Origin of the sequence: Mesorhizobium sp. M7A.F.Ca.MR.148.00.0.0, from assembly GCF_003997735.1 — a bacterium.
In the GTDB taxonomy this organism is placed as follows: domain Bacteria; phylum Pseudomonadota; class Alphaproteobacteria; order Rhizobiales; family Rhizobiaceae; genus Mesorhizobium.
Genome location: NZ_RZTB01000109.1, coordinates 1 through 19,499 on the forward strand (window position 1 = coordinate 1; position 19,499 = coordinate 19,499).

18 protein-coding genes are annotated in these 19,499 nt (G+C 63.9%); 5 read left to right on the forward strand and 13 right to left on the reverse strand.

All coding sequences use genetic code 11. From position 1 onward, the window contains the following. Nucleotides 1-58: 58 nt before the first annotated feature. The 3 genes from iolD to EOB49_RS27105 form a co-directional block, all read right to left on the reverse strand. The gene (gene iolD / locus EOB49_RS27095; protein ID WP_127382796.1) at nt 59-1,909 is read right to left on the reverse strand and encodes a 3D-(3,5/4)-trihydroxycyclohexane-1,2-dione acylhydrolase (decyclizing); all 1,851 of its coding nucleotides are present in this window, start codon (nt 1,907-1,909) and stop codon (nt 59-61) included. A 34-nt stretch (nt 1,910-1,943) separates the two neighbouring features. Further along, a complete protein-coding gene (gene iolC / locus EOB49_RS27100) occupies nt 1,944-3,878 on the reverse strand; it encodes a 5-dehydro-2-deoxygluconokinase (RefSeq protein ID WP_127382797.1) in 1,935 nt (644 codons plus the stop codon). Nucleotides 3,879-4,019: 141 nt separating this feature from the next. Next, complete coding sequence (locus EOB49_RS27105) at nt 4,020-4,865, reverse strand: MurR/RpiR family transcriptional regulator (protein ID WP_164781823.1); 846 nt, start codon at nt 4,863-4,865, stop codon at nt 4,020-4,022. A gap of 156 nt (nt 4,866-5,021) precedes the next feature. On the opposite strand from EOB49_RS27105, the gene EOB49_RS27110 reads away from it, so the two are divergent. Next, nucleotides 5,022-6,131 carry a Gfo/Idh/MocA family oxidoreductase gene (locus tag EOB49_RS27110; protein WP_127382799.1) on the forward strand — a complete coding sequence of 370 codons (1,110 nt, stop codon included), beginning with the start codon at nt 5,022-5,024 and terminating at the stop codon, nt 6,129-6,131. Between the two features lie 170 nt (nt 6,132-6,301). On the opposite strand, the gene EOB49_RS27115 is transcribed toward EOB49_RS27110, so the two are convergent. Further along, nucleotides 6,302-7,000 (reverse strand): YafY family protein, encoded by a 699-nt coding sequence (locus EOB49_RS27115; RefSeq protein WP_127382800.1) that lies wholly within the window; start codon nt 6,998-7,000, stop codon nt 6,302-6,304. 129 nt (nt 7,001-7,129) lie between these two features. Here EOB49_RS27115 and EOB49_RS27120 point away from each other — a divergent pair, with 129 nt between their 5' ends. Next, nucleotides 7,130-7,765, forward strand: coding sequence for a LysE family translocator (locus EOB49_RS27120; RefSeq protein WP_127382801.1), 636 nt, complete (start codon nt 7,130-7,132; stop codon nt 7,763-7,765). 193 nt (nt 7,766-7,958) lie between these two features. Here the strand turns inward: EOB49_RS27120 and EOB49_RS27125 are convergent, their stop codons facing one another. From EOB49_RS27125 to EOB49_RS27170, 9 genes are all read right to left on the reverse strand, one after another. Continuing rightward, nucleotides 7,959-9,050, reverse strand: a complete 1,092-nt coding sequence (locus EOB49_RS27125; RefSeq protein WP_127382802.1) for a 3-deoxy-7-phosphoheptulonate synthase — start codon at nt 9,048-9,050, stop codon at nt 7,959-7,961. A 281-nt stretch (nt 9,051-9,331) separates the two neighbouring features. After that, nucleotides 9,332-9,754 carry a type II toxin-antitoxin system VapC family toxin gene (locus EOB49_RS27135; protein ID WP_127382804.1) on the reverse strand — a complete coding sequence of 141 codons (423 nt, stop codon included), beginning with the start codon at nt 9,752-9,754 and terminating at the stop codon, nt 9,332-9,334. Further along, complete coding sequence (locus EOB49_RS27140; RefSeq protein ID WP_127382805.1) at nt 9,751-10,029, reverse strand: type II toxin-antitoxin system prevent-host-death family antitoxin; 279 nt, start codon at nt 10,027-10,029, stop codon at nt 9,751-9,753. The genes EOB49_RS27135 and EOB49_RS27140 overlap by 4 nt, the downstream gene beginning before the upstream one ends. Nucleotides 10,030-10,206: 177 nt before the next feature. Then, nucleotides 10,207-11,001 (reverse strand): SDR family oxidoreductase, encoded by a 795-nt coding sequence (locus EOB49_RS27145; protein ID WP_127382806.1) that lies wholly within the window; start codon nt 10,999-11,001, stop codon nt 10,207-10,209. A gap of 32 nt (nt 11,002-11,033) precedes the next feature. Then, complete coding sequence (gene iolG, locus EOB49_RS27150; protein ID WP_027039991.1) at nt 11,034-12,029, reverse strand: inositol 2-dehydrogenase; 996 nt, start codon at nt 12,027-12,029, stop codon at nt 11,034-11,036. Between the two features lie 111 nt (nt 12,030-12,140). Continuing rightward, nucleotides 12,141-12,908, reverse strand: a complete 768-nt coding sequence (locus EOB49_RS27155; protein WP_023810655.1) for an ATP-binding cassette domain-containing protein — start codon at nt 12,906-12,908, stop codon at nt 12,141-12,143. Nucleotides 12,909-12,910: 2 nt separating this feature from the next. After that, nucleotides 12,911-13,987 (reverse strand): ABC transporter permease, encoded by a 1,077-nt coding sequence (locus EOB49_RS27160; RefSeq protein WP_127320412.1) that lies wholly within the window; start codon nt 13,985-13,987, stop codon nt 12,911-12,913. Nucleotides 13,988-14,099: 112 nt separating this feature from the next. After that, nucleotides 14,100-15,041 (reverse strand): sugar ABC transporter substrate-binding protein, encoded by a 942-nt coding sequence (locus EOB49_RS27165; protein WP_127382807.1) that lies wholly within the window; start codon nt 15,039-15,041, stop codon nt 14,100-14,102. 302 nt (nt 15,042-15,343) lie between these two features. After that, nucleotides 15,344-16,375, reverse strand: coding sequence for a LacI family DNA-binding transcriptional regulator (locus EOB49_RS27170; RefSeq protein ID WP_023810652.1), 1,032 nt, complete (start codon nt 16,373-16,375; stop codon nt 15,344-15,346). A gap of 169 nt (nt 16,376-16,544) precedes the next feature. Here EOB49_RS27170 and EOB49_RS27175 point away from each other — a divergent pair, with 169 nt between their 5' ends. The 3 genes from EOB49_RS27175 (at nt 16,545) to EOB49_RS27185 (ending at nt 19,281) form a co-directional block, all read left to right on the forward strand. Continuing rightward, nucleotides 16,545-17,636, forward strand: coding sequence for a fatty acid desaturase family protein (locus EOB49_RS27175; RefSeq protein ID WP_127382808.1), 1,092 nt, complete (start codon nt 16,545-16,547; stop codon nt 17,634-17,636). A gap of 95 nt (nt 17,637-17,731) precedes the next feature. After that, nucleotides 17,732-18,046, forward strand: coding sequence for a MocE family 2Fe-2S type ferredoxin (locus tag EOB49_RS27180; protein ID WP_027161041.1), 315 nt, complete (start codon nt 17,732-17,734; stop codon nt 18,044-18,046). After that, on the forward strand, nt 18,043-19,281 hold the full coding sequence (locus EOB49_RS27185; RefSeq protein WP_164781822.1) for an FAD-dependent oxidoreductase: 1,239 nt from the start codon (nt 18,043-18,045) through the stop codon (nt 19,279-19,281). The genes EOB49_RS27180 and EOB49_RS27185 overlap by 4 nt, the downstream gene beginning before the upstream one ends. Nucleotides 19,282-19,499 lie beyond the last annotated feature (218 nt).

Here is a 19,499-nt window from a genome sequence, read left to right on the forward strand (position 1 = left end):
CTCCCCGTCCCTATACGGGGAGAGGATGCCGGCAGGCAGGTGAGGGGCAGCGCCGACCTCAATCACCCACATTCTGCATCTTCCGCTTTTCGTCATATGCCTTGCGCGCCGCGTTGACCTGCGGCCTTGCCGACACTTCCGGCACCGCCACGTCCCACCAATGGCCGCCGGCATCTGTGGAAACCAGCGGGTCGGTGTCGATGACGAGCACCGTGGTGCGCGTATTCTTCCTGGCTTGTGCCAGCGCGTTTTCCAGCCCGGCGATCGACGGCACTTTCTCGGCAATCGCCCCCATGCTCGCCGCATGCGCGGCAAAGTCGATGTCGGGCAGAACCTCGTGGCGCGAGTCCTTCAGCAGATTGTTGAAGTTGGCGCCGCCGGTCGCCATCTGCAGCCGGTTGATGCAGCCATAGCCTCTGTTGTCGAGCAGCACGATGGTGAGCTTGAGGCCGAGCATCACCGAGGTGGCGATTTCGGAGTTCATCATCAGGTAGGAGCCGTCGCCGATCATGACGACGATCTCCTCGCCGGGCTTCGCCATCTTGGCGCCGAGCCCGCCGGCGATCTCGTAGCCCATGGTCGAGAAGCCATATTCGCCATGGTACGAGCCGGGCGCGCCCGCCTGCCATAATTTGTGCAGCTCGCCCGGCAGGCCGCCGGAGGCATTCAGCAGCGTCACACCGGAGCCCATGGCGCGCTGCACGGCGCCGATCACCTGCGCATCGGACGGGTAGGCGGCATTGGTCGACGCGGTCACCTTGGCCGCCTCGGCCTGCCAGGCCTTCTTGCCGGTGGCCGCATTGGCGGTCCAGCTTGCCGGCGCCTTCCAGCCCTTCAGCGCAGCACTGAGTTCGGCCAGGCCCTCGGCCGCATCGGCCACCAATGGCAGGGCGCGGTGCTTGCCGGCGTCGAAGGGCTGCACGTTGAGCCCGATGATGGTCTTGCCCGAATTCTTGAACAGCGCCCACGAGCCGGTGGTGAAATCCTGCAGGCGCGTGCCGATGGCCAGCACGACATCGGCTTCCTCAGCCAGCCGGTTGGCGGCAGAAGTGCCGGTGACGCCGACCGCCGCCATGTTGAGCGGATGGTCGTCCGGCAACGAGGATTTGCCGCCTTGCGTCTCGCAGACCGGGATGCCGGCGCTTTCGGCGAATTTCGCCAGTTCGTCCGACGCCTGCGAATAGAGGACACCGCCGCCGGCGATCACCAGCGGCTTTTTCGCGCCCTTCAGCGCCGCTACCGCGGCGGCAAGCTCATGGCGATCCGGGCGCGGCCGGCGCTGGTGCCAGACCCTCTCGGCAAAGAAACTCTCGGGGTAGTCGTAGGCCTCGGCCTGCACGTCCTGGCACAGAGACAGCGTCACCGGGCCGCATTCGGCCGGATCGGTCAGTACCTGCATAGCGCGGCTGAGCGCCGGGATGATCTGCTCCGGCCGGGTGATGCGGTCGAAATAGCGTGAAACCGGACGGAAGCAGTCATTGACCGTCGCCGTGCCGTCGGAGAAATCCTCGGCCTGCTGCAGCACCGGGTCTGGGATGCGGTTGGCGAAGACGTCGCCCGGCAAAAACAGGACGGGCAACCTGTTTACATGGGCGAGCGCCGCCGCCGTCACCATGTTGAGCGCGCCGGGGCCGATCGAAGAGGTCGCGGCCATGAAGCGGCGGCGGAAATTGGCCTTGGCGTAGGCGATCGCCGCATGCGCCATCGCCTGTTCATTGTGGGCGCGGAAGGTCGGCAGCTCGTCGCGCAGCTGATAAAGCGCCTCGCCGATGCCGGCGACATTGCCGTGGCCGAAGATCGCCCAGACGCCGCCGAAGATCGGGACTTTGCTGCCGTCGATCTCGGTCATCTGGCGGCTGAGGAAGCGGGTCAGCGCCTGCGCCATCGTCAGGCGGATTGTCTTGCTCATGGTGTTTTCCTCCGCAGTCCTGTTCCGCGCCTTCTTATGCCGCCTTGCGGCCGCGCGCGGCAAGCCACGCATCCGTCAACTGTTCGAAGCGCTGCGCCATGTCGGCGATCGCCTCGTCATCCGACATCTTGCCGGCCAGCCATTGCTCGGCCGCATGGACGAAGATGGTTCTGCCGACGGCAAAGCCCTTGACGATGGGCGCCTTGGCGGTGGCGGCGAACGCCGCTTCCAGTTCGTCCTGCGGCGCTTCCAGGCCCAGCAGCACGACGCCGCGGCACCACGGGTCGTGCTTCAGGATCACGGCCTCGACCTTCGCCCAGGCGCCGCTCGACGCCTGCGGCTCGAGCTTCCACCAATCCGGCTTGATGCCGAGCGCATAGAGCTCTTCCAACGCGCGCGGGATCGTCGTGTCGTCGAGCTTGCCATGCTTGCCGGCAATGATCTCGATGAGAAGTTCCCTGCCGACCTTCCGCGCGCCTTCGAACAGGGCGCGCAACTTCTGCTGCTGTTCTTCCTTGAGCGCCGCCGGATCGTCGGGGTGATAGAAACACAGGCATTTGATGCAATGGTCGACCGGCCATTCGACAAGCTGCGAGCCGATGTCCTGCGAGAATTCGAAGCGCAGCGGCCGCGAACCCGGCAACTCCACCGGCCGCCCGAGCCAGGCGAAGGAATGCCTGGCGAATTCGAACATTGCCTTGCGGCCGTGTTTCTCGTCGATCAGCATGCCGTAGCCGTCGCGGCCGGCAGCGACCTTCGCAGCCGCCTTGACCGCCAGCACCTTGAATTCTTCGATCCGCGCCGGATCGGCACCGGCCTTTGCCGCGACATCCTCGAGCTGCACGCGGTGATCGCAGGCGAGCGCCATCAGCGAGGGAATGTCGCGCCGGCGCGTCGTTGCCCAATGGATGTGGTTGATCGCCTCGTCCTTGCGCAACGCCAGATGCTCGCTGCCGTTCTTGAGGAAGAACTGGAGCTCCTCGAAGGTCGGATATTCCGGGGCGCAGAGCAGCCGCGACACGGCGAAGGCGCCGCAGGCATTGGCCCAGGTCGCCGCTGTCGCATGATCTTCGCCACCCAGCCAGCCGCGCAGGAAACCGGACATGAAGGCGTCGCCGGCGCCCAGCACATTGTAGATCTCGATCGGAAACCCCTTGCCGACGACACCGTCCTCGAGGTCGTCGCTGATCGGTCCGTCATAGACGATGCAGCCCATGGCGCCGCGCTTGAGCACAATGGTGGCGGACGACAGCGAGCGGATCGTCTTCAAGGCGCTCAGGCAATCGTCGGCGCCCGACGCGATCATGATCTCTTCCTCGGTGCCGACAATGAGGTCGCAATCGGGCAGCACCGTCTTCAACTGGGCCGAGACCCGGTCCGATTTCACATAGCGCTCGAAGCCTTCGGCATGGCCGGCGAGGCCCCACAGGTTCGGCCGGTAGTCGATGTCGAACACCACCTTGCCGCCCTTGGCCTTCATGATGCGGATCGCCTTGCGCTGCGCGGCATCGCTGTTGGGCCTGGAAAAATGCGTGCCGGTAACGACGATCGAGCGCGCCGAGGCGATGAAGGCCTCATCGATGTCTTCCGGCGCCAGCGCCATGTCGGCGCAATCCGAGCGGTAGAAGATCATCGGCGAAACGCCTTCGTCCTCGACCGACAGCAGCACCAAGGCGGTCAGCCGCTCCTTGTCGGTCTTCAGCCCGTCGACATTGACGCCTTCACGCGTCAGTTGCTCGCGGATGAAGCGGCCCATCTGCTCGTCGCCGACGCGGGTGAGCAGCGCCGAGCGCAGGCCGAGCCTGGCCGTGCCGACCGAGATGTTGGCCGGGCAGCCACCGACCGACTTGGCGAAGGAGGTGATGTCCTCCAGCCGCGAGCCGATCTGCTGCCCATAAAGGTCCACGGAAGCGCGACCGATGGTGATGACGTCGAGCGGCGCGTATTCAGCGTCCACGGCTTCGCTCATTGGAACCTCCCGTCGGCCTTGTTGTGTTGGGGTACACGCGCGAGCGGCAGCGTGGCGCCGGGAATATGAAATAATAATTCCAATCCATAGTCAATATGGAATGAGTGTTCCTTCCATGAAAAGTGCCTTTTCGGCGGTGGATCAGGCCTTGCGCTTGCGGCCCGTGTCGCGTCGCTTCTCGCCGACGCCGACGGTCAGCGCCATGGCCAGCGCCATCGTCGCCGACAGCGAGCGGAAGCCGGCGAAATCGGCCTCGGCAACCTCGAACCAGATCTTGGCGAACTGGGCGAGCGGCGAAAACGAGCTGTCGGTGATGGCGACGATCGGCACGCCCTGTTCCGAAATACTGCGCGCCTCCTCAATCGTCGCCGGCGCGTAGGGCGAGAAGGAGATGGCGATGACGGCATCCGCCGGCGTCGCGAAGCCGATCATCTCGGCATTCAGCCCGGCCGCCGATTCGATCAGCTGGTTGCGGATCTTCAGCTTGCCCAGCGCATAGGCGATGTAGGACGCCACCGGATACGAGCGGCGCTTGGCCAGAACGTAGATGGTTTCCGCCTTCGCCAGCAGGGAAATGGCCTCTTCCAGATGCGCGTCGTCCAGCGTGCGCGAAATGTCGTTGAGCGAGGTCGAGGCGGCGGCGACGAAGCCGTCGAAGATCGACCGGTGGCCGGCACCCCCCTCTGCCTTGGCGCGGAGCGCCTGCAGCCTTTCGTCATAGGATGAGTTGCGCTCGCGCAGCCGTTCGCGAAACACCTGTTGCAGGCTGGTGAAACCATCGAAGCCAAGCTGCTGGGCAAAGCGGATCAGGGTTGACGGCTGCACGCCGGCCGAAGCGGCGATGCTGGCGGCGGTGCCGAAGGCGATGTCGTCAGGATTGTCGAGCGCATGGGCGGCGATCTGGGCGATGCGCTTCGGCAGGCTTTCGCGCCGCTCCAGGATGGTGGTGCGCAGCGTCTCGAAATCGCGAGGTACCCGTTCGTCCATCGTCGCTCTGTCCAGGCTCATGCGTGAAGCGTCCCTCTGTGCATCATCATAGCGAGCCTGCGCAAGAACACCATAAAAAATGAGGCAGACATTCCATTCCAAGAGAAAATGGACTAATTCATCCACGCAACGGTTCAAGCAGTGGAGAAACGGAAAATGGTCGGCGTCGGTCTCATCGGTACGGGTTTCATGGGCAAGTGTCACGCCATCGCATGGAGTGCCGTCGGCGCCGTCTTTCCGGACGTTGCCAAGCCACGGCTGGTCCATCTCGGCGAGGTCAATGAAGAGCTTGCCCTGCGCAAGGCGGGCGAGTTCGGTTTCGCCAAGGCGTCGGGGGACTGGCGCGCCGTCGTCAACGATCCCGAAGTCGATATCGTCTCGCTGACCACGCCCAACCAGTTCCATCCGGAAATGGCCATCGCCATCCTCGAAGCAGGCAAGCATCTGTGGTGCGAAAAGCCGATGGCTCCGAGCTTTGCCGAGGCCGAGGCGATGGCCGAGGCGGCGAGAAAGTCCGGCAAGGTCGCGGCCCTCGGCTACAACTACATCCAGAGCCCGGCCATCCGTCACATCGGTGCGCTGCTCGACGAGAAGATCATCGGCGAGGTCAACCATCTGCGCATCGAGATGGACGAGGACTTCATGGCCGATCCCGAAGCGCTGTTCTTCTGGAAGCACGAAGCAGCTTCCGGCTATGGCGCGCTCGACGATTTCGCCGTGCATCCGCTCTCGCTGGTCTCAGCCCTGTTCGGCCGCGTTGCCAGCGTCATCTGCGACATGGCCAAGCCCTATGCCGATCGCAAGCTGGCCAGCGGCGGCCGCCGCGCGGTCGAAACCTACGATATAGCCAGCGTGCTGATGCATCTGGAAAATGGCATTGCCGGCACGCTGCTGGTCAACCGCTCGGCCTGGGGCCGCAAGGGCCGCATCGCCGTCCAGATTTTCGGCTCTAAAGGGTCGATCCTGTTCGACCAGGAGCGATCGAACGAATTCCAGCTTTACCTCACGGCCGACCGGCCGACCGAGCAGGGTTACCGCACCATCCTGGTGGCGCCGCACCACAAGCCCTATGACCTCTTCGTGCCGGCGCCAGGCCATGGTCTTGGCTTCAACGATCTCAAGATCATCGAGTGCCACGAACTGCTGACGCGGCTTGAAGGCAGGCCGGCGCGGCTAATCGAATTCGCCGAAGGGCTGGAGATCGAGCGCACGGTGCACGCGATGGCGCGCTCCTTCGAGGAGAAGCGCTGGGTCGATGTGCGGTAAGGCGGCGGCTCACCTTCTCCCCTTGCGGGAGAAGGTGGCCTCGCGAAGCGAGGTCGGATGAGGGGTGCTCCAGGGAACACCAACGTCTCACTCCGCTGGAACACCCCTCATCCGTCTCGGCGCTGCGCGCCGATCCATCTTCTCCCACAAGGGGAGAAGGGGAAGTCGCGTCAGCCGCCAACCGCCGCATTGATCTCCCACCCATTGACCCAGACCTGCCGCAAGCGGTCGCCTTCGCCCTTGAAGCGTAGCCCCGTCGCCTGGCAATCCTCGATCCGGTCGCTGCGGAAATTGCGGATCGCCTGGCGCAGCTCGCACCAGGCGACGATGTTGGCGGTTTCGGCGTAGTAGATGAGCGCGATCGGGCGGATGAGCCGCTCGGAGGCGCGGCCCACTTCGTCTCGATAGGAGAGGTCGAGCTTCTCCTCGTCGCGGATGGCGCGTCGCACCAGCGCCAGGTCGATCGCGCCGGTCGAGGGCGCGGCGAAACCCCAGGCATGCAGCGCATTGGCGTCGAATGCCTGGCGCAAGGGTGGTGGCACCGCGCCGGCGATCTTGGCGCTGACGCGCTTGGCCGCCTGCTTGAGCTCGCTGTCGCCCGTGCGCTCCAGCAGCGCCAGCGACAGGACGATCGCCTCCATCTCCTCGATCGAGAACATCAGCGGCGGCAGGTCGAAGCCGGGGCGCAGGATATAGCCGATGCCGCGGCCCCCTTCGATCGGAACGCGCATCGCCTGCAGCGCTGCGATGTCGCGATAGATCGAGCGCACCGTCACTTCCAGCCGCTCGGCAATCGTCGCCGCCGTCACCGGCTGCCGCGCCAGCCGCACGATCTGGATGATCTCGAACAGGCGTGACGCCTTGCGCACTTTTTTCCCCGGGTTCCGATCGCAACTGACACACCATCGTCAGTTGGGTTGACCTATAGGAGCGCCTATCGAATTGAAAATCAACAGGTTCCGCTGCGGTTTGGCGGAGCGAGGCGGCAGGCAACTGACATGGGCTATGCGGAAAATCTCTGGCTTTTCTTTATCCTGCTGTTCGGCATCATCGCCGTTCCGGGCATGGACATGCTCTTCGTGCTTGCCAATGCACTGACCGGCGGCCGCGACAGAGGCCTTGCCGCGACCGGCGGCATCATGGTCGGCGGCGTGGTGCATACGCTGAACGGCGCCATTGGCGTCGGCCTGCTGATGCATTTCGTGCCGATCCTGTTCAAGCCGCTGCTGCTTGCCGGCGCCGCCTACATGGCCTTTATCGGCATCACGCTGATGCGCAGTTCCATCACCGTCGGCCAGGACGGGCCTGCCGGCAGCCGCTCGGCATGGAAGGCGTTTCGCCAGGGTTTTGTGACCTGCCTGATCAACCCGAAGGCCTACCTCTTCGTGCTTGCCGTCTACCCGCAGTTCCTGAAACCGGACTACGGTCCGATCTGGATGCAGGCGACGGTCATGGGGCTGCTGACCGTGGCCACCCAGGCTGCGATCTATGGCGGACTGGCGATCACGGCTGGCCGCAGCCGCAACCTTCTGATCGCCAATCCGCGGGCGACCATTTTTGCCGGCCGGGCGGCCGGACTGCTGCTCTTTGCCGTGTCGGTGTTCACGGCATGGGAGGGACTGAGAGCGGCGTAGGGATTTCTTGCGAAGAAACCCCCACCCCTAACCCCTCCCCACAAGGGGAGGGAGACTCCCGCCCGCGCTGACAATGGCAAACTGCCGAGGCTTTCAGGCGCCAAGGTTCGAGTAGGAGTGCGCGGCAGCGTTCCCTCCCCCTTGGGGAGGTTTAGGGTGGGGGTCGTGCCGGGCAAAGGCCGGCAATAGTGGCTCAAGCGGCTCCCTGCCGGTTGTCGATCATGGCGCGGCGTGCCGAGCGGCGCCACTCGACGGCGCCGGCAAGGCCGTGCAGCACCGTCTCGGTGGTCGCCCAGTCGATGCAGCCATCGGTGATGCTCTGGCCATAGAGCAGCGGCTTGCCCGGCACCACGTCCTGCCGGCCGGCGACGAGATTGCTCTCGATCATCAGGCCGATGATGCGCTCGTCGCCTGCCGCGACCTGGCCGGCGACATCTGCCGCGACCTTGGGCTGGTTCTCGGGCTTCTTGGCCGAGTTGGCGTGGCTGACATCGATCATCAGCCTGGGCGCAACGCCGATGCGGGCGAGTTCCACAGCGGCGGCTTCGACGCTCGCCGCGTCATAGTTGGGCTGAACGCCGCCGCGCAGGATGACGTGGCAGTCCTCATTGCCCGTGGTCGTGGCGATGCCGCTGCGCCCGCCCTTAGTCACCGCCATGAAATGATGCGGCTGGGCAGCCGATTTCACCGCCTCGGCGGCGATGCGCAGATTGCCGTCGGTGCCGTTCTTGAAGCCGACCGGGCAGGAAAGGCCCGAGGCGAGTTCGCGGTGGATCTGGCTCTCGGTCGTGCGCGCGCCGATCGCGCCCCAGGCGACCAGGTCGGCAATGTATTGCGGCGTGGTCATGTCGAGGAATTCGGTCGCCGCCGGCAGGCCGAGATTGTTGACGGCCGACAGCACGTTGCGCGCCATCCGCAGCCCCTTGTCGATGTTGAAGCTGCCGTCGAGGTCGGGATCGTTGATCAGGCCTTTCCAGCCGACCGTCGTGCGCGGTTTCTCGAAATAGACCCGCATCACGATCTCCAGCCGGTCCGACAGGCTCTCGCGCAGCGCCGCCAGACGGCTGGCATAGTCGACGGCCGCGACTGGATCGTGGATCGAACATGGGCCGACAATGACGAGCAGCCGGTCGTCGGTGCCGTTCAAGATGGCATGGGTTGCGTTGCGCGATGCGCTGACGGTGCGCGTCGCCGTCAAAGTGCGCGGGATCTCCCGCATCACCTCGTCCGGCGTACTCAGTTCTCGGATTTCCTTGACCCGGAGGTCGTCTGTGGTGGTCAACACGGCTTTCTGCTCCTGTCGAGAGCATGATGCCGAAAAGTGTGAAGCGGTTTTCGGACGACATCATGCTCCTCTTTGATTTAGAGGAAACCTGCCGGCTGAAACAAAAAAGCCGCCAGGTATGGCGGCTGTTCGGATCTTGTTGCTGCAATCTTCAGATCGAGCGCAATCCTCCCGCCGCCAGCGAGCTCCTAAAGTACCAATATGTGGCGGTCAGGTTGATCATGCGATTCATATAGTCGATGCGGCGGCGCTTGTCACGTGCCCTGATGAGGCTGCTATCGTCATCCAGTCCAGGGATCAAAAAGTTCAATTCCAAAACCTTCGAAATCCTTCGTATTGCGTGTTGCCAAGGTAAGCTCCTGCGCAATCGCCGTGGCTGCGATCAGGCCGTCCATCGACGACAGGCCGCGACCGCTGCGTTTTGCAAACCCCATCAAGTCGCCCCAGGCCAAGGCAACCGGTTCGTCCACCGGAAGAACCCTCTGCTCGAAGCGCTGCGGCAGGTCCCGAGCAAGCCACTCGGCCAGGGCCTCACGTTTCCGACCCTCATCCATGAGGGCGACTCCGCGCCGGATCTCGGCGATCGACACGACGCTGATGAAGGAGCGGTCCTCATCAAGCCGATCCAGCCAGTTCAGAACGCGTGCGTCCGGCGCCGGTCGTGTCACTTCAGACAGGACATTCGTATCGAGCAGAAGCCTCACAGCGGCAGATCACGCGGTTCGTCGCGCTGACGCTCAAGGTTGATATCGGCGCCGCGCAGCGGCGACTCCAGTAGGAACTCCGCAAGCGTACCCTTGCGCCCGGTCTTGCGCTGCCATTCCTCGGCCGAGACGACAACCACGCTTGGTTTGCCGTTTCTGGTGATCGTCTGCGGCGAAGACTGCGCGCGCTCGATAACCTCCGAGAGCCGGGCTTTTGCCCCGGCGACCGTCCAATTGGTATTCTCTTTGGGCGCAGACAGCCTTGCGACCTCCATGACCAGTCTGACTATCTTGACTATATGGGAGTGGTGATGCGGCGGCAACAGGGGAAGGGAGGCTTTCAGAGCTCGGGTCCCTTGGTGATTTTGGTCTGGAGCCGGTCACGCTGGCGAGGGCAAGCTCGGCCAAGGCTTGGCCGAGCTGCTTCTGGACGAGAGGCTATTCGGCTGACCCTATTCCGGAGACGACCCCGCAATGCTCTGGTCATAGTCGACCAGCGATCCGGTCATGACACCGGACTGCGGGCTGACCATGTAGCTGATCAACCGTGCAAGCTGGTCCGGCTTGACCAACTGGCCCATCGGCTGCGCCGCTTCGGCCTTTGCCAGCCAGTCGTCCGGCGCGTCGTGCCACTTCTTCTGCACGATGTCCTCGCCCTCTGTGTCCATCCAGCCGGGCAGCACCGCATTGCAGCGGATGCGGTTGTGGCGATAGGCATTGGCGACGTTCTTGGTCAGCGTCATCAGCGCGCCCTTGCTGGTCGAATAGGGCGTCAGGAACGACTGGCCGGTATGCGCCGACATCGACAGCACGTTGACGATTGAGCCGGGTGCCTTCTTTTCCAGGAGATGCGCCACCACGCCTTGCATCAGGAAAAACGGGCCGCGCACATTGGTGTCGAAGATGGTGTCGAAAAGCTCCTCGGAGGTTTCGACCAGCGAACCGCGCGCCGATGTCGCGGCGGCGTTGACCAGGGCGTTGATGGTGCCGAAATGCGAGATCGCGGTGGCGACCGCCCGCTTGCAGTCGGCCACTTTAGAGACGTCGGCGCTGATGAAGATCGCGTCGACGCCGGCTCTCCTGAAATGGGCGACGGCCTTGTCGCCCTTCTCCTGCGAACGGCCGATGAGCGCCAGTGCCCGGCAACCTTCCTCGGCCAGAGCTTCGGCGACGGCAAAGCCGATCCCCTGGGCGCCACCTGTGACGATGGCGCGCGTCTTCGAATTGCGATCGGCGGATGTGCTCATCGCTCTGCTCCCTGTACCCTAGTTTCCGGTTCTTACTTGTCGAGACGGACGGTCTTGCCGGTCGTTGCTGATTTCAGCGCCGCGTCGGCCAGCTTCAGCGCCACCAGCCCATCCGCACCGCTCGGCGACGCTTTCTTGCCCGAGGTCGCGGCCGTGATGAACGCGGCGATCTCAATAGCGTAGGCGTCGAGATAGCGGGTCATGAAGAAGTCGTGCAGCGGCGGGCGGGTATAGCCCTTCTCGTTGGCCAGTTCGATCGACACCGGGCGCTGGTTCTCGGCGGCAACCATGCCTTTCGAGCCATGCACCTCGATGCGCTGGTCGTAGCCATAGGTGGCGCGGCGCGAATTGGAGATGACCGCCTGCTTGCCGGAAGCGGTTTCCAGGATGACGCTGACGCTATCGAAATCGCCGGCGGCACCGATCTTCTTGTCGACCAGCACCGAGGCATGGGCGCTGACCGCCACGACCTCTTCGCCGAGCAGGAAGCGCGCCATGTCGAAATCATGGATGGTCATGTCGCGAAAAATGCCGCCCGAGCGCTTGATGTAGTCGATCGGCGGCGCGCCGGGATCGCGCGAGGTGATGGTGACCATCTCGACGGTGCCGATGGCGCCGTCGTCGATTGCCTTGCGCACGGCGGCGAAGTGCGGATCGAAGCGGCGGTTGAAGCCGACCATCAGCGTCGCCTTGGTCTTCTCGACCACGGCCAGGCACTTCTCGACGCGCTTGACGTTGAGGTCGATCGGCTTCTCGCAGAAGATCGCCTTGCCGGCCTTGGCGAAGCGCTCGATCAGATCGGCATGGGTGTCGGTCGGCGTGCAGATGACGACGGCGTCGATATCACCGGCTTTCTCGATATCCTCGATGCTGCGCACCTCGGCGCCATAGGCGCTCGCCAGCTCTTTGGCGGCCTTCTCGAACGCATCGGCAACGGCAACCAGTTTGGCCTGCGGGTTGGAGCCGACGGCGCGGGCGTGGACCTTGCCGATGCGGCCGGCACCGAGGAGAGCGAAGCGAACGGTCATGGGTATTTCCTCTGGGGGATGGATTAGAGAGAGTTGTGTCCGCACCTTCCCTGAGGAAGGGGGCAAGATTACTTCACGCACGCATACCTTAAAACAGGGTGATCATCCTGTTTAGGCCGCGAGTTCCGCCTCCCCGGTCTTGGCGCCGGTGATGTAGGAGACGATGTCGTTTCCGTCGGTGTTCTCCTTGCGCAGATTGGCGACGATGCGGCCGCGCCGGAACACGACGATACGGTCGCAGAGATCGAACACCTGGCGCATATTGTGGCTGATCAGGATCAGCGGCTCGCCATTGTCCTTGAGCGTACGGACGATGTTTTCGACCTGCGCGGTCTCCTGCACGCCAAGGGCAGCCGTTGGCTCGTCCATGATGATCAGCTTGGAGGCGAAGGTCGCGGTGCGGGCGATCGCCACGCACTGGCGCTGGCCGCCCGACATGTGGCGGATGGTGTTGGACAGATTGGGGATCTTCACCGCCGTGCGGACGAGCGCCGCCTCGGTCGCCTTGCGCATGTATTTGCGGTCGAGAATCGAGAACGGGCCGAGATTGAACAAAACCTTCTCGCGGCCGAGGAACAGGTTCGACGGCACGTCGAGATCGTCGGCCAGCGCCAGGTTCTGGAACACGGTCTCGATGCCCGCCGTACGGGCCTCGATCGGCCCGGCAAAATTCACTTCCTTGCCGTCGAACCAGATCTGGCCGCTGGTGCGCTGCTCGACGCCGGTGATCTGGCGCACGAAGGTCGATTTGCCGGCGCCGTTGTCGCCCATGATGGCGACATGCTCGCCCTTGCGCAGTTCGAAATTCGCCCCTTCCAGCGCGTGCACGCCGCCATAGCGCTTGGTCAGGTTTTCAGTCTTCAGGACGATGTCTGACATGGTCATGCCCTCATTGCCCGCAGGCGTTGGCGCCACTGGTCGAGAACCACCGCACCGACGATGATCACACCCTTGACCATCTCCTGGTAGTAGGCGTCGAGGCGCAGGAAGGTGAAGCCGGAGATGATGACGCCGAAGATCAGCGAGCCGATCACCGTGCCGATGATCGAGCCGCGGCCGCCCGACAGGGAGACGCCGCCGATGACCGCCATGGCGATGGCGTCGAGCTCGTACATCACGCCCATGCCGGACTGCGCGGTCAGGTTCTTGGAGCTCAGCACCACGGCGGCGAGCGCGGCGAGAATGCCGGCGATGACGTAGACCAGGATCTTGTGGTTGGCGATCTTGATGCCGGACATGCGCGCGGCGTCCTCGTTGGAGCCGATCGCGTAACAGTGCTTGCCGTACCTGGTGTAGGTCATGATCAGCTGGAACAGGATGGCCAGCGACAGGAAGATGACGACGGGCATCAGGCCTTTGCCGATGCCGGCGAAACTCTCGGTGGGAAACGAGATCGGCTGGCCCTTGGACCACCATTTGGCGATGCCGCGCGCGGTCACCATCATGCCGAGCGTGGCGATGAACGGCGGAATGCGCGTGTAGGCGATCAGCGCGCCATTGACCAGGCCGGCGAACAGGCCGCAGGCGATCGCCACCAGCAGCGGCACGATGACAGGCAGGTCGGTCCAGCCTTGCGCCAGGAACATCGCCTTGGGATTGGGGTTGCCGTTGACCGTCGCCACCTGGGCGAAGCTCATGGCGATCATGGCGGTCGCGCCGACGATCGAGCCCGAGGACAGGTCGATGCCGCCGGTGATGATCACTTGCGTCACACCGATGGCGATGATGCCGACGATCGACACCTGCAGGATGATGATCTGCAGGCGCGCTTCGTTGAAGATGCCGCCGACGTCGCTGCGTGTGTTGAACAGGAAGCTGTCGCCGAGAAAAATGCGGCCGATCAGTTCGAAGATGACGACGAGAATGACCAGTGCCAGGAAAACATTGAACTCGGCCGGCCATGTGCGCTTCTTCGCATCATAACCGACGCCGCCCACGCCATGAGATGTCTGTGCCACGTATTCTGTCCTCCATCAGCCGCGGTCGCCCTCGCGCCTGCGGCGCTGAGGGAGAGAGGGGAGCGGCGCTGTCTTGGTCGAGAGCGCCGCTCCGTATCGAACCGTTGGCGGCTCAGTTCTTCTTCAGGAACTTGTCGATGTTGGCTGGCGTCACCAGCTGGAAGGGCACGTAGACCTTGTGCTCGACCTTCTCGCCCTTGGAGAGCTTGAGCGCCGCATCGAGAGCGCCGGCGCCCTGGCCGGCGGCGTCCTGGAACACGGTCACGTCGAGGTCGCCCGCCTGCATGGCCGCCAGCGCGTCCTGGGTGGCATCGACGCCGCCGACGACAACCGCCTTCATGTCGATGTTGCCGGCCTTCATCGCCTGGATGGCGCCGATGGCGCTTTCGTCATTGTTGGCGATGACGCCGTCGAACGGCTTGCCGGTCGACAGCCAGTTGGTCATCAGGTTCTGCGCCTCGTCGCGGTTCCAGTTCGACGTCTGCTTGTCGATGATCTTGATGAAGCTGCACTCCGGCGTCGCGATCACGTCGTCGATGTCCTTGGTGCGCTGCACGGCGGCCTGGTTGGAAAGCTCGCCCATGATCACATAGACATTGGCTTCCTTCTTGCCGGCTTCCTTGAACAGGCGGCAGACTTCCTTGGTCTCGAGCGTGCCGGAATCGGCTTCGTTCGAGGCGACGAAGGCCTGGTTGTCGGGCAGCGTGTCGACATTGACCGGCTCGCGGTTGACATAGACCAGCGGGATCTTGGCGGCCGCCGCGGCATCCGACATCGCCTGCGTGGCCGAAGTGTCGACCGGGTTGACGATGATGGCATCGACGCCGGAGGCGGCGAAGTTCTTGATCTGGTCGAGCTGCTTGGCAACGTCGTTCTGTGCGTCCTCGACCTGCAGCTCGACGCCGCTCATGCCCTTGGCCTGCTCGATCATGCCGTTGCGCAGCACGGTCAGGAAGTTGTCGTCGAACTTGGCCATCGACACGCCAACCTTGGCGGCCATGGCGGATGAGCTCATCAGCGCCGCGAAGGCGACGCCCAAAATCAATTTCTTCATTGTGTTTCTCCTCCACATATTGGTGTCCGGTTTCACCGATTTATCCGGAATCCCCGATCTCCCCGGGGAATCTCTCCCTGATGTCTCTTCTGTTCCGGGTGACGCCTGCCTCTTGGCTGGAACGTCAAACCCTCCGTTTGAAACAGATATTCCGGAACGAAAGAACCAAAATACACAGATGATGAAATATTTATTCCATTTCACATCGGGGCGTCAAGGGCGATTCCGCGGCCTGCGGGCCGATTTACGCCTCGCTCTGATGGATTCTATCATTTGCCTCGGCGGCCTTGCGCGGCGGCGGGCTAGATGTTTTCCGGCAGATAGATGTCGAAGGGCAGGAAGGTCTGGCCCGGAGCGTTGGCGGCGCCGGTCTCGATGGCATGCGCCATCAGGTCGACAAGCTCACGGCACAAAGCGGCGAGCGGGGTCGAGATCACCATGGTGAGGATGTTGTCGGCGAGTGCCGCGCGCGATTCGGCGTTGATCTCGTTGCAGACGACCACCGGCATGGTCGCGGGCTTCGCTGCCCGCAGCGCCGAAACCGCGCCTTCCATGCCGCCGCCCGCGACGTAGCAGCCGGCAAGATCCGGATAACGCGCCAGAAGATCGATCATCGCGTCATGGGTCACCTGGTTGGCTTCCAGATTGACCAGCGTTTCAAGCACGCTGAACTCCGGCGCATGCTCGCGGAAGAAGGAGCGAAAGCCGATCTCGCGCAGCTCATGGCCGTGGAAGCGGTGGCTGCCGACGAAGAGGGCGACCTTGCCGGGCCGCTTGGCTGCTTTGGAGATCATCCATGCGGCGGTGCGCCCGACCTTGCGGTTGTCGAGGCCGATATAGCCCTCCCGGATGCCGGCGGCAAAGTCGGACAGGACCGAAAAAACCGGCTGCCCTCTCGCCTTCAAGGTTTCCACGACCGCTGTCAGGGTCGGATGGTCCGGACCGACAACGGCGATGGCCCTCGATTTCGCCGCCAGCCTGCGCATCTGGGAGGCGATCTCGTCGGGAGCCAGGGAACTGGCGAAATCGATGGTCGCAACGCCGCGGAAGCGTTGCGATTGCGAGATGGCCAGTTCGAGTTCCCGCGCGAAGTCGCCGTAGAAGGCATCATTGCCCCGCAGCAGCAGGAAGCCCAGCCGGTACTCCGGCAATTCCTGGCGCATGCGCTGCTTGATAAGGCCGGCGGCGTGATAGCCGATATCGGTAGCGGTCTCGTAGACGCGGCGCGCTGTCTCCTCGCGCACCGGCAGCCGGTTGTTCAACACGCGGTCGACGGTGGCGACACTGACGCCCGAGATGCGCGCCAGATCAGATATGGTCGGCCGCTTCACCATGCTTGCCCCGTCGGATTTGCTTGAGCCTTCGTACAGCATCCTGATGGAAAATGATAGAAACTATCTTTATGATGTTGAGTCCATCATCGGTCGGCGTTACTTTGACGCTAGAAGCCAAAGGAATTCATGGCATTCGCCTTGGCGGATGCCTTTGCCGAGGGAGGCAATCATGTCCACTGCGCCGTCCCGGCGTGACTACAGCCTGATCGGCCGCGATGCCAAGCTCGCGGTCGAGACCGGCCTGTCGGCGGCCGAGTGGTATCACACCGCCATACCGCGCAAGCAGATGAAGGAGCTGATGCAGCGCTCCGACGGGCCGGCGATCCGCGATACGGCAATCTGGTTCGCCGCGCTGATCGTCAGCGGCGCCGGCGGTGCCTGGTTCTGGGGCAGTTGGTGGTGCGTGCCGTTCTTCTTCGTCTATGGCGTCCTCTACGGCTCCTCGACGGATTCACGCTGGCACGAATGCGGTCATGGCACCGCCTTCCGGACGCAGTGGATGAACGACGCGGTCTATCAGATCGCCTGCTTCATGATCATGCGCAATCCGGTGACCTGGCGCTGGAGCCACACGCGCCACCACACCGACACCGTCATCGTCGGCCGCGACCCGGAAATCTCGGTCATGCGGCCGCCTGATCTGGTTCGCGCCATGCTGGGCTTCGTCGGTGTGCTCGACGCCTGGCATGCGATGTCAGACATGCTGCGCAACGCCGCCGGCAACATCAGCGCCGCCGAAAAGACCTTCATTCCCGAACAGGAACAGCCCAAGGCGATCCGCGTCGCCCGCATCTGGACGGCGATCTATGCCGCCACCGTCGGGCTGGCGCTCTACACCGGTTCGTTCCTGCCGCTGATGCTGGTCGGCCTGCCCAGGCTCTACGGCGCCTGGCACCATGTCATGGTGGGGCTGCTGCAGCATGGCGGCCTGGCCGACAATGTCACCGACCACAGGCTGAACAGCCGCACCGTCTACATGAACCCGATCAGCCGCTTCATCTACTGGAACATGAACTACCATGTCGAGCATCACATGTTTCCGATGGTGCCCTATCATGCGCTGCCGAGGCTGCACGAACTGATCAAGCACGACCTGCCGGAACCGACACCGTCGATCCTGGCCGGCTATCGCGAGATGATCCCGGTCTTCCTGCGCCAGCTGCGCAACGAGGACTATTTCCTCAAGCGCGAGCTGCCGCCGACCGCACGGCCATATCGCGAAGAATTCCACAACGAAACTATCGCCGCCGCGGCGGAATGATCGTGCTTTCATCCGATCTAGACTGTTTATTTAACGCAATTCCGGGCGGAAAACCGCTGCGCACTTTTCCTGGATTTGCTTTTGGGAGGACTTGAATGAGCGACTGGGTCGAGGCCTGCGCCACCGGCGACATAGACGAGGAGGATGTGATGCGCTTCGACCATGGCGGCCGCACCTTTGCCATCTATCGCAGCCCCGACGACGAGTTCTTCGCCACCGACGGCCTCTGCACGCATGAAAAGGTGCACCTGGCCGACGGGCTGGTGATGGACGACATCATCGAATGTCCCAAGCACAATGGCCGCTTCAACTACAAGACAGGTGATGCCCGCGGCGCGCCGGTCTGCGTCAATCTCAAGACCTATCCGGTCAAGGTCGATGCCGGCAAAGTCCTGATCCAGATCGGATGACTGACATGGCGGGGGGGATGGTCATCATCGGCGCCGGCGAATGCGGCGGGCGGGCGGCATTGGCGCTGCGCGACCTCGATTATCGGGGGCCGGTGACGCTGGTCGGCGATGAGCCGCATCTGCCCTACGAGCGCCCGCCTCTGTCCAAGGAGGCGATGGCCAGCGATACGCCCGAGATCAAGGCGATCGCCAGCGACGCCATTCTGGCCGAGAAATCGATCCGGCATATCCATTCCGTCCAGGCCGTGGCGATCGATCCGGCGGCGCATGCGGTGCGCCTGTCGGACGGATCGGTCCTGCCTTACGACAAGCTCCTGCTGGCAACCGGTTCGACGCCGCGCAAGCTGCCGATGCCCGGCCTTGGCGCGCACTGCGTCTATCTCAGGACCTTCGCCGACGCGCTCGCGATTCGCGCGCATCTCACCCCCGGCAACCGTATCGCCATCATCGGCGGCGGTTTCATCGGCCTCGAACTTGCCGCCGCGGCACGCAAGCTAGGCGCTGCGGTCACCGTTATCGAGGCGCAGCCGCGCATCCTGATGCGCGGCGTGCCGGCGGAGATCGCCGAAATCATCCATGACGCGCATGTCGCCGAGGGCGTTGATATTCTGTGCGGGGACGGCATTGCGTCCATCGCCGACGACGGCAACGAGGTGCGCATAGCGCTTGCCGGCGGCCGGGAAATCGTCGCCGACCTCGCGATCATCGGCATCGGCGCCGTGCCGGTGACCGGGCTGGCGGCCGAAGCCGGCCTGGCGATCGACAACGGCATCGCTGTCGATGCGCAATTGCGCAGCAGCGATCCCGACATCTATGCCGCCGGCGATTGCTGCTCGTTTCCGCTCGCCGTCTATGGCGGCCGCCGCGTCCGGCTGGAAGCTTGGCGCAACGCCCAGGAACAGGGCGCGCTGGCGGCCAGGAACATGCTCGGTGCCGGCGAGGCGCATGCGGCGGTGCCGTGGTTCTGGTCGGATCAATATGGTCTGTCCCTGCAGATCGCCGGGCTCGCCGACGAAGGCAGCAGCACCGTGCGCCGCGACCTCGGCGACGGCGCTTTCATCCTCTTCCATCTGGCCCAAGACGGCAGGCTGGTGGCGGCCAGCGGCATCGGCCCCGGCAACGCGGTCGCCCGCGATATCAGGCTTGCCGAAATGCTGATCGGCAAGCACGCGAAACCGGCGCCGGAAGCGCTGGGATCACAGGCGGTCAAGCTGAAGTCGCTGCTGGCGGCGTGAGCCGTCACGCCAATTGCCGACGTCTGCGCTGCCCCTCATCTGCCTGCCGGCATCTTCTCCCCGTATAGTGACGGGGAGAAGGGCGCTATCATCGCCGGTTTCGCCAATCACCAGCATCGCAAGAAGGGCGCCGAGGTTGCGGCCAGCCCCTTTCTCCCCGTCGCTATACGGGGAGAAATGTCCGGCAGGACAATGAGGGGCGGCGCAGGCGTCGGCAA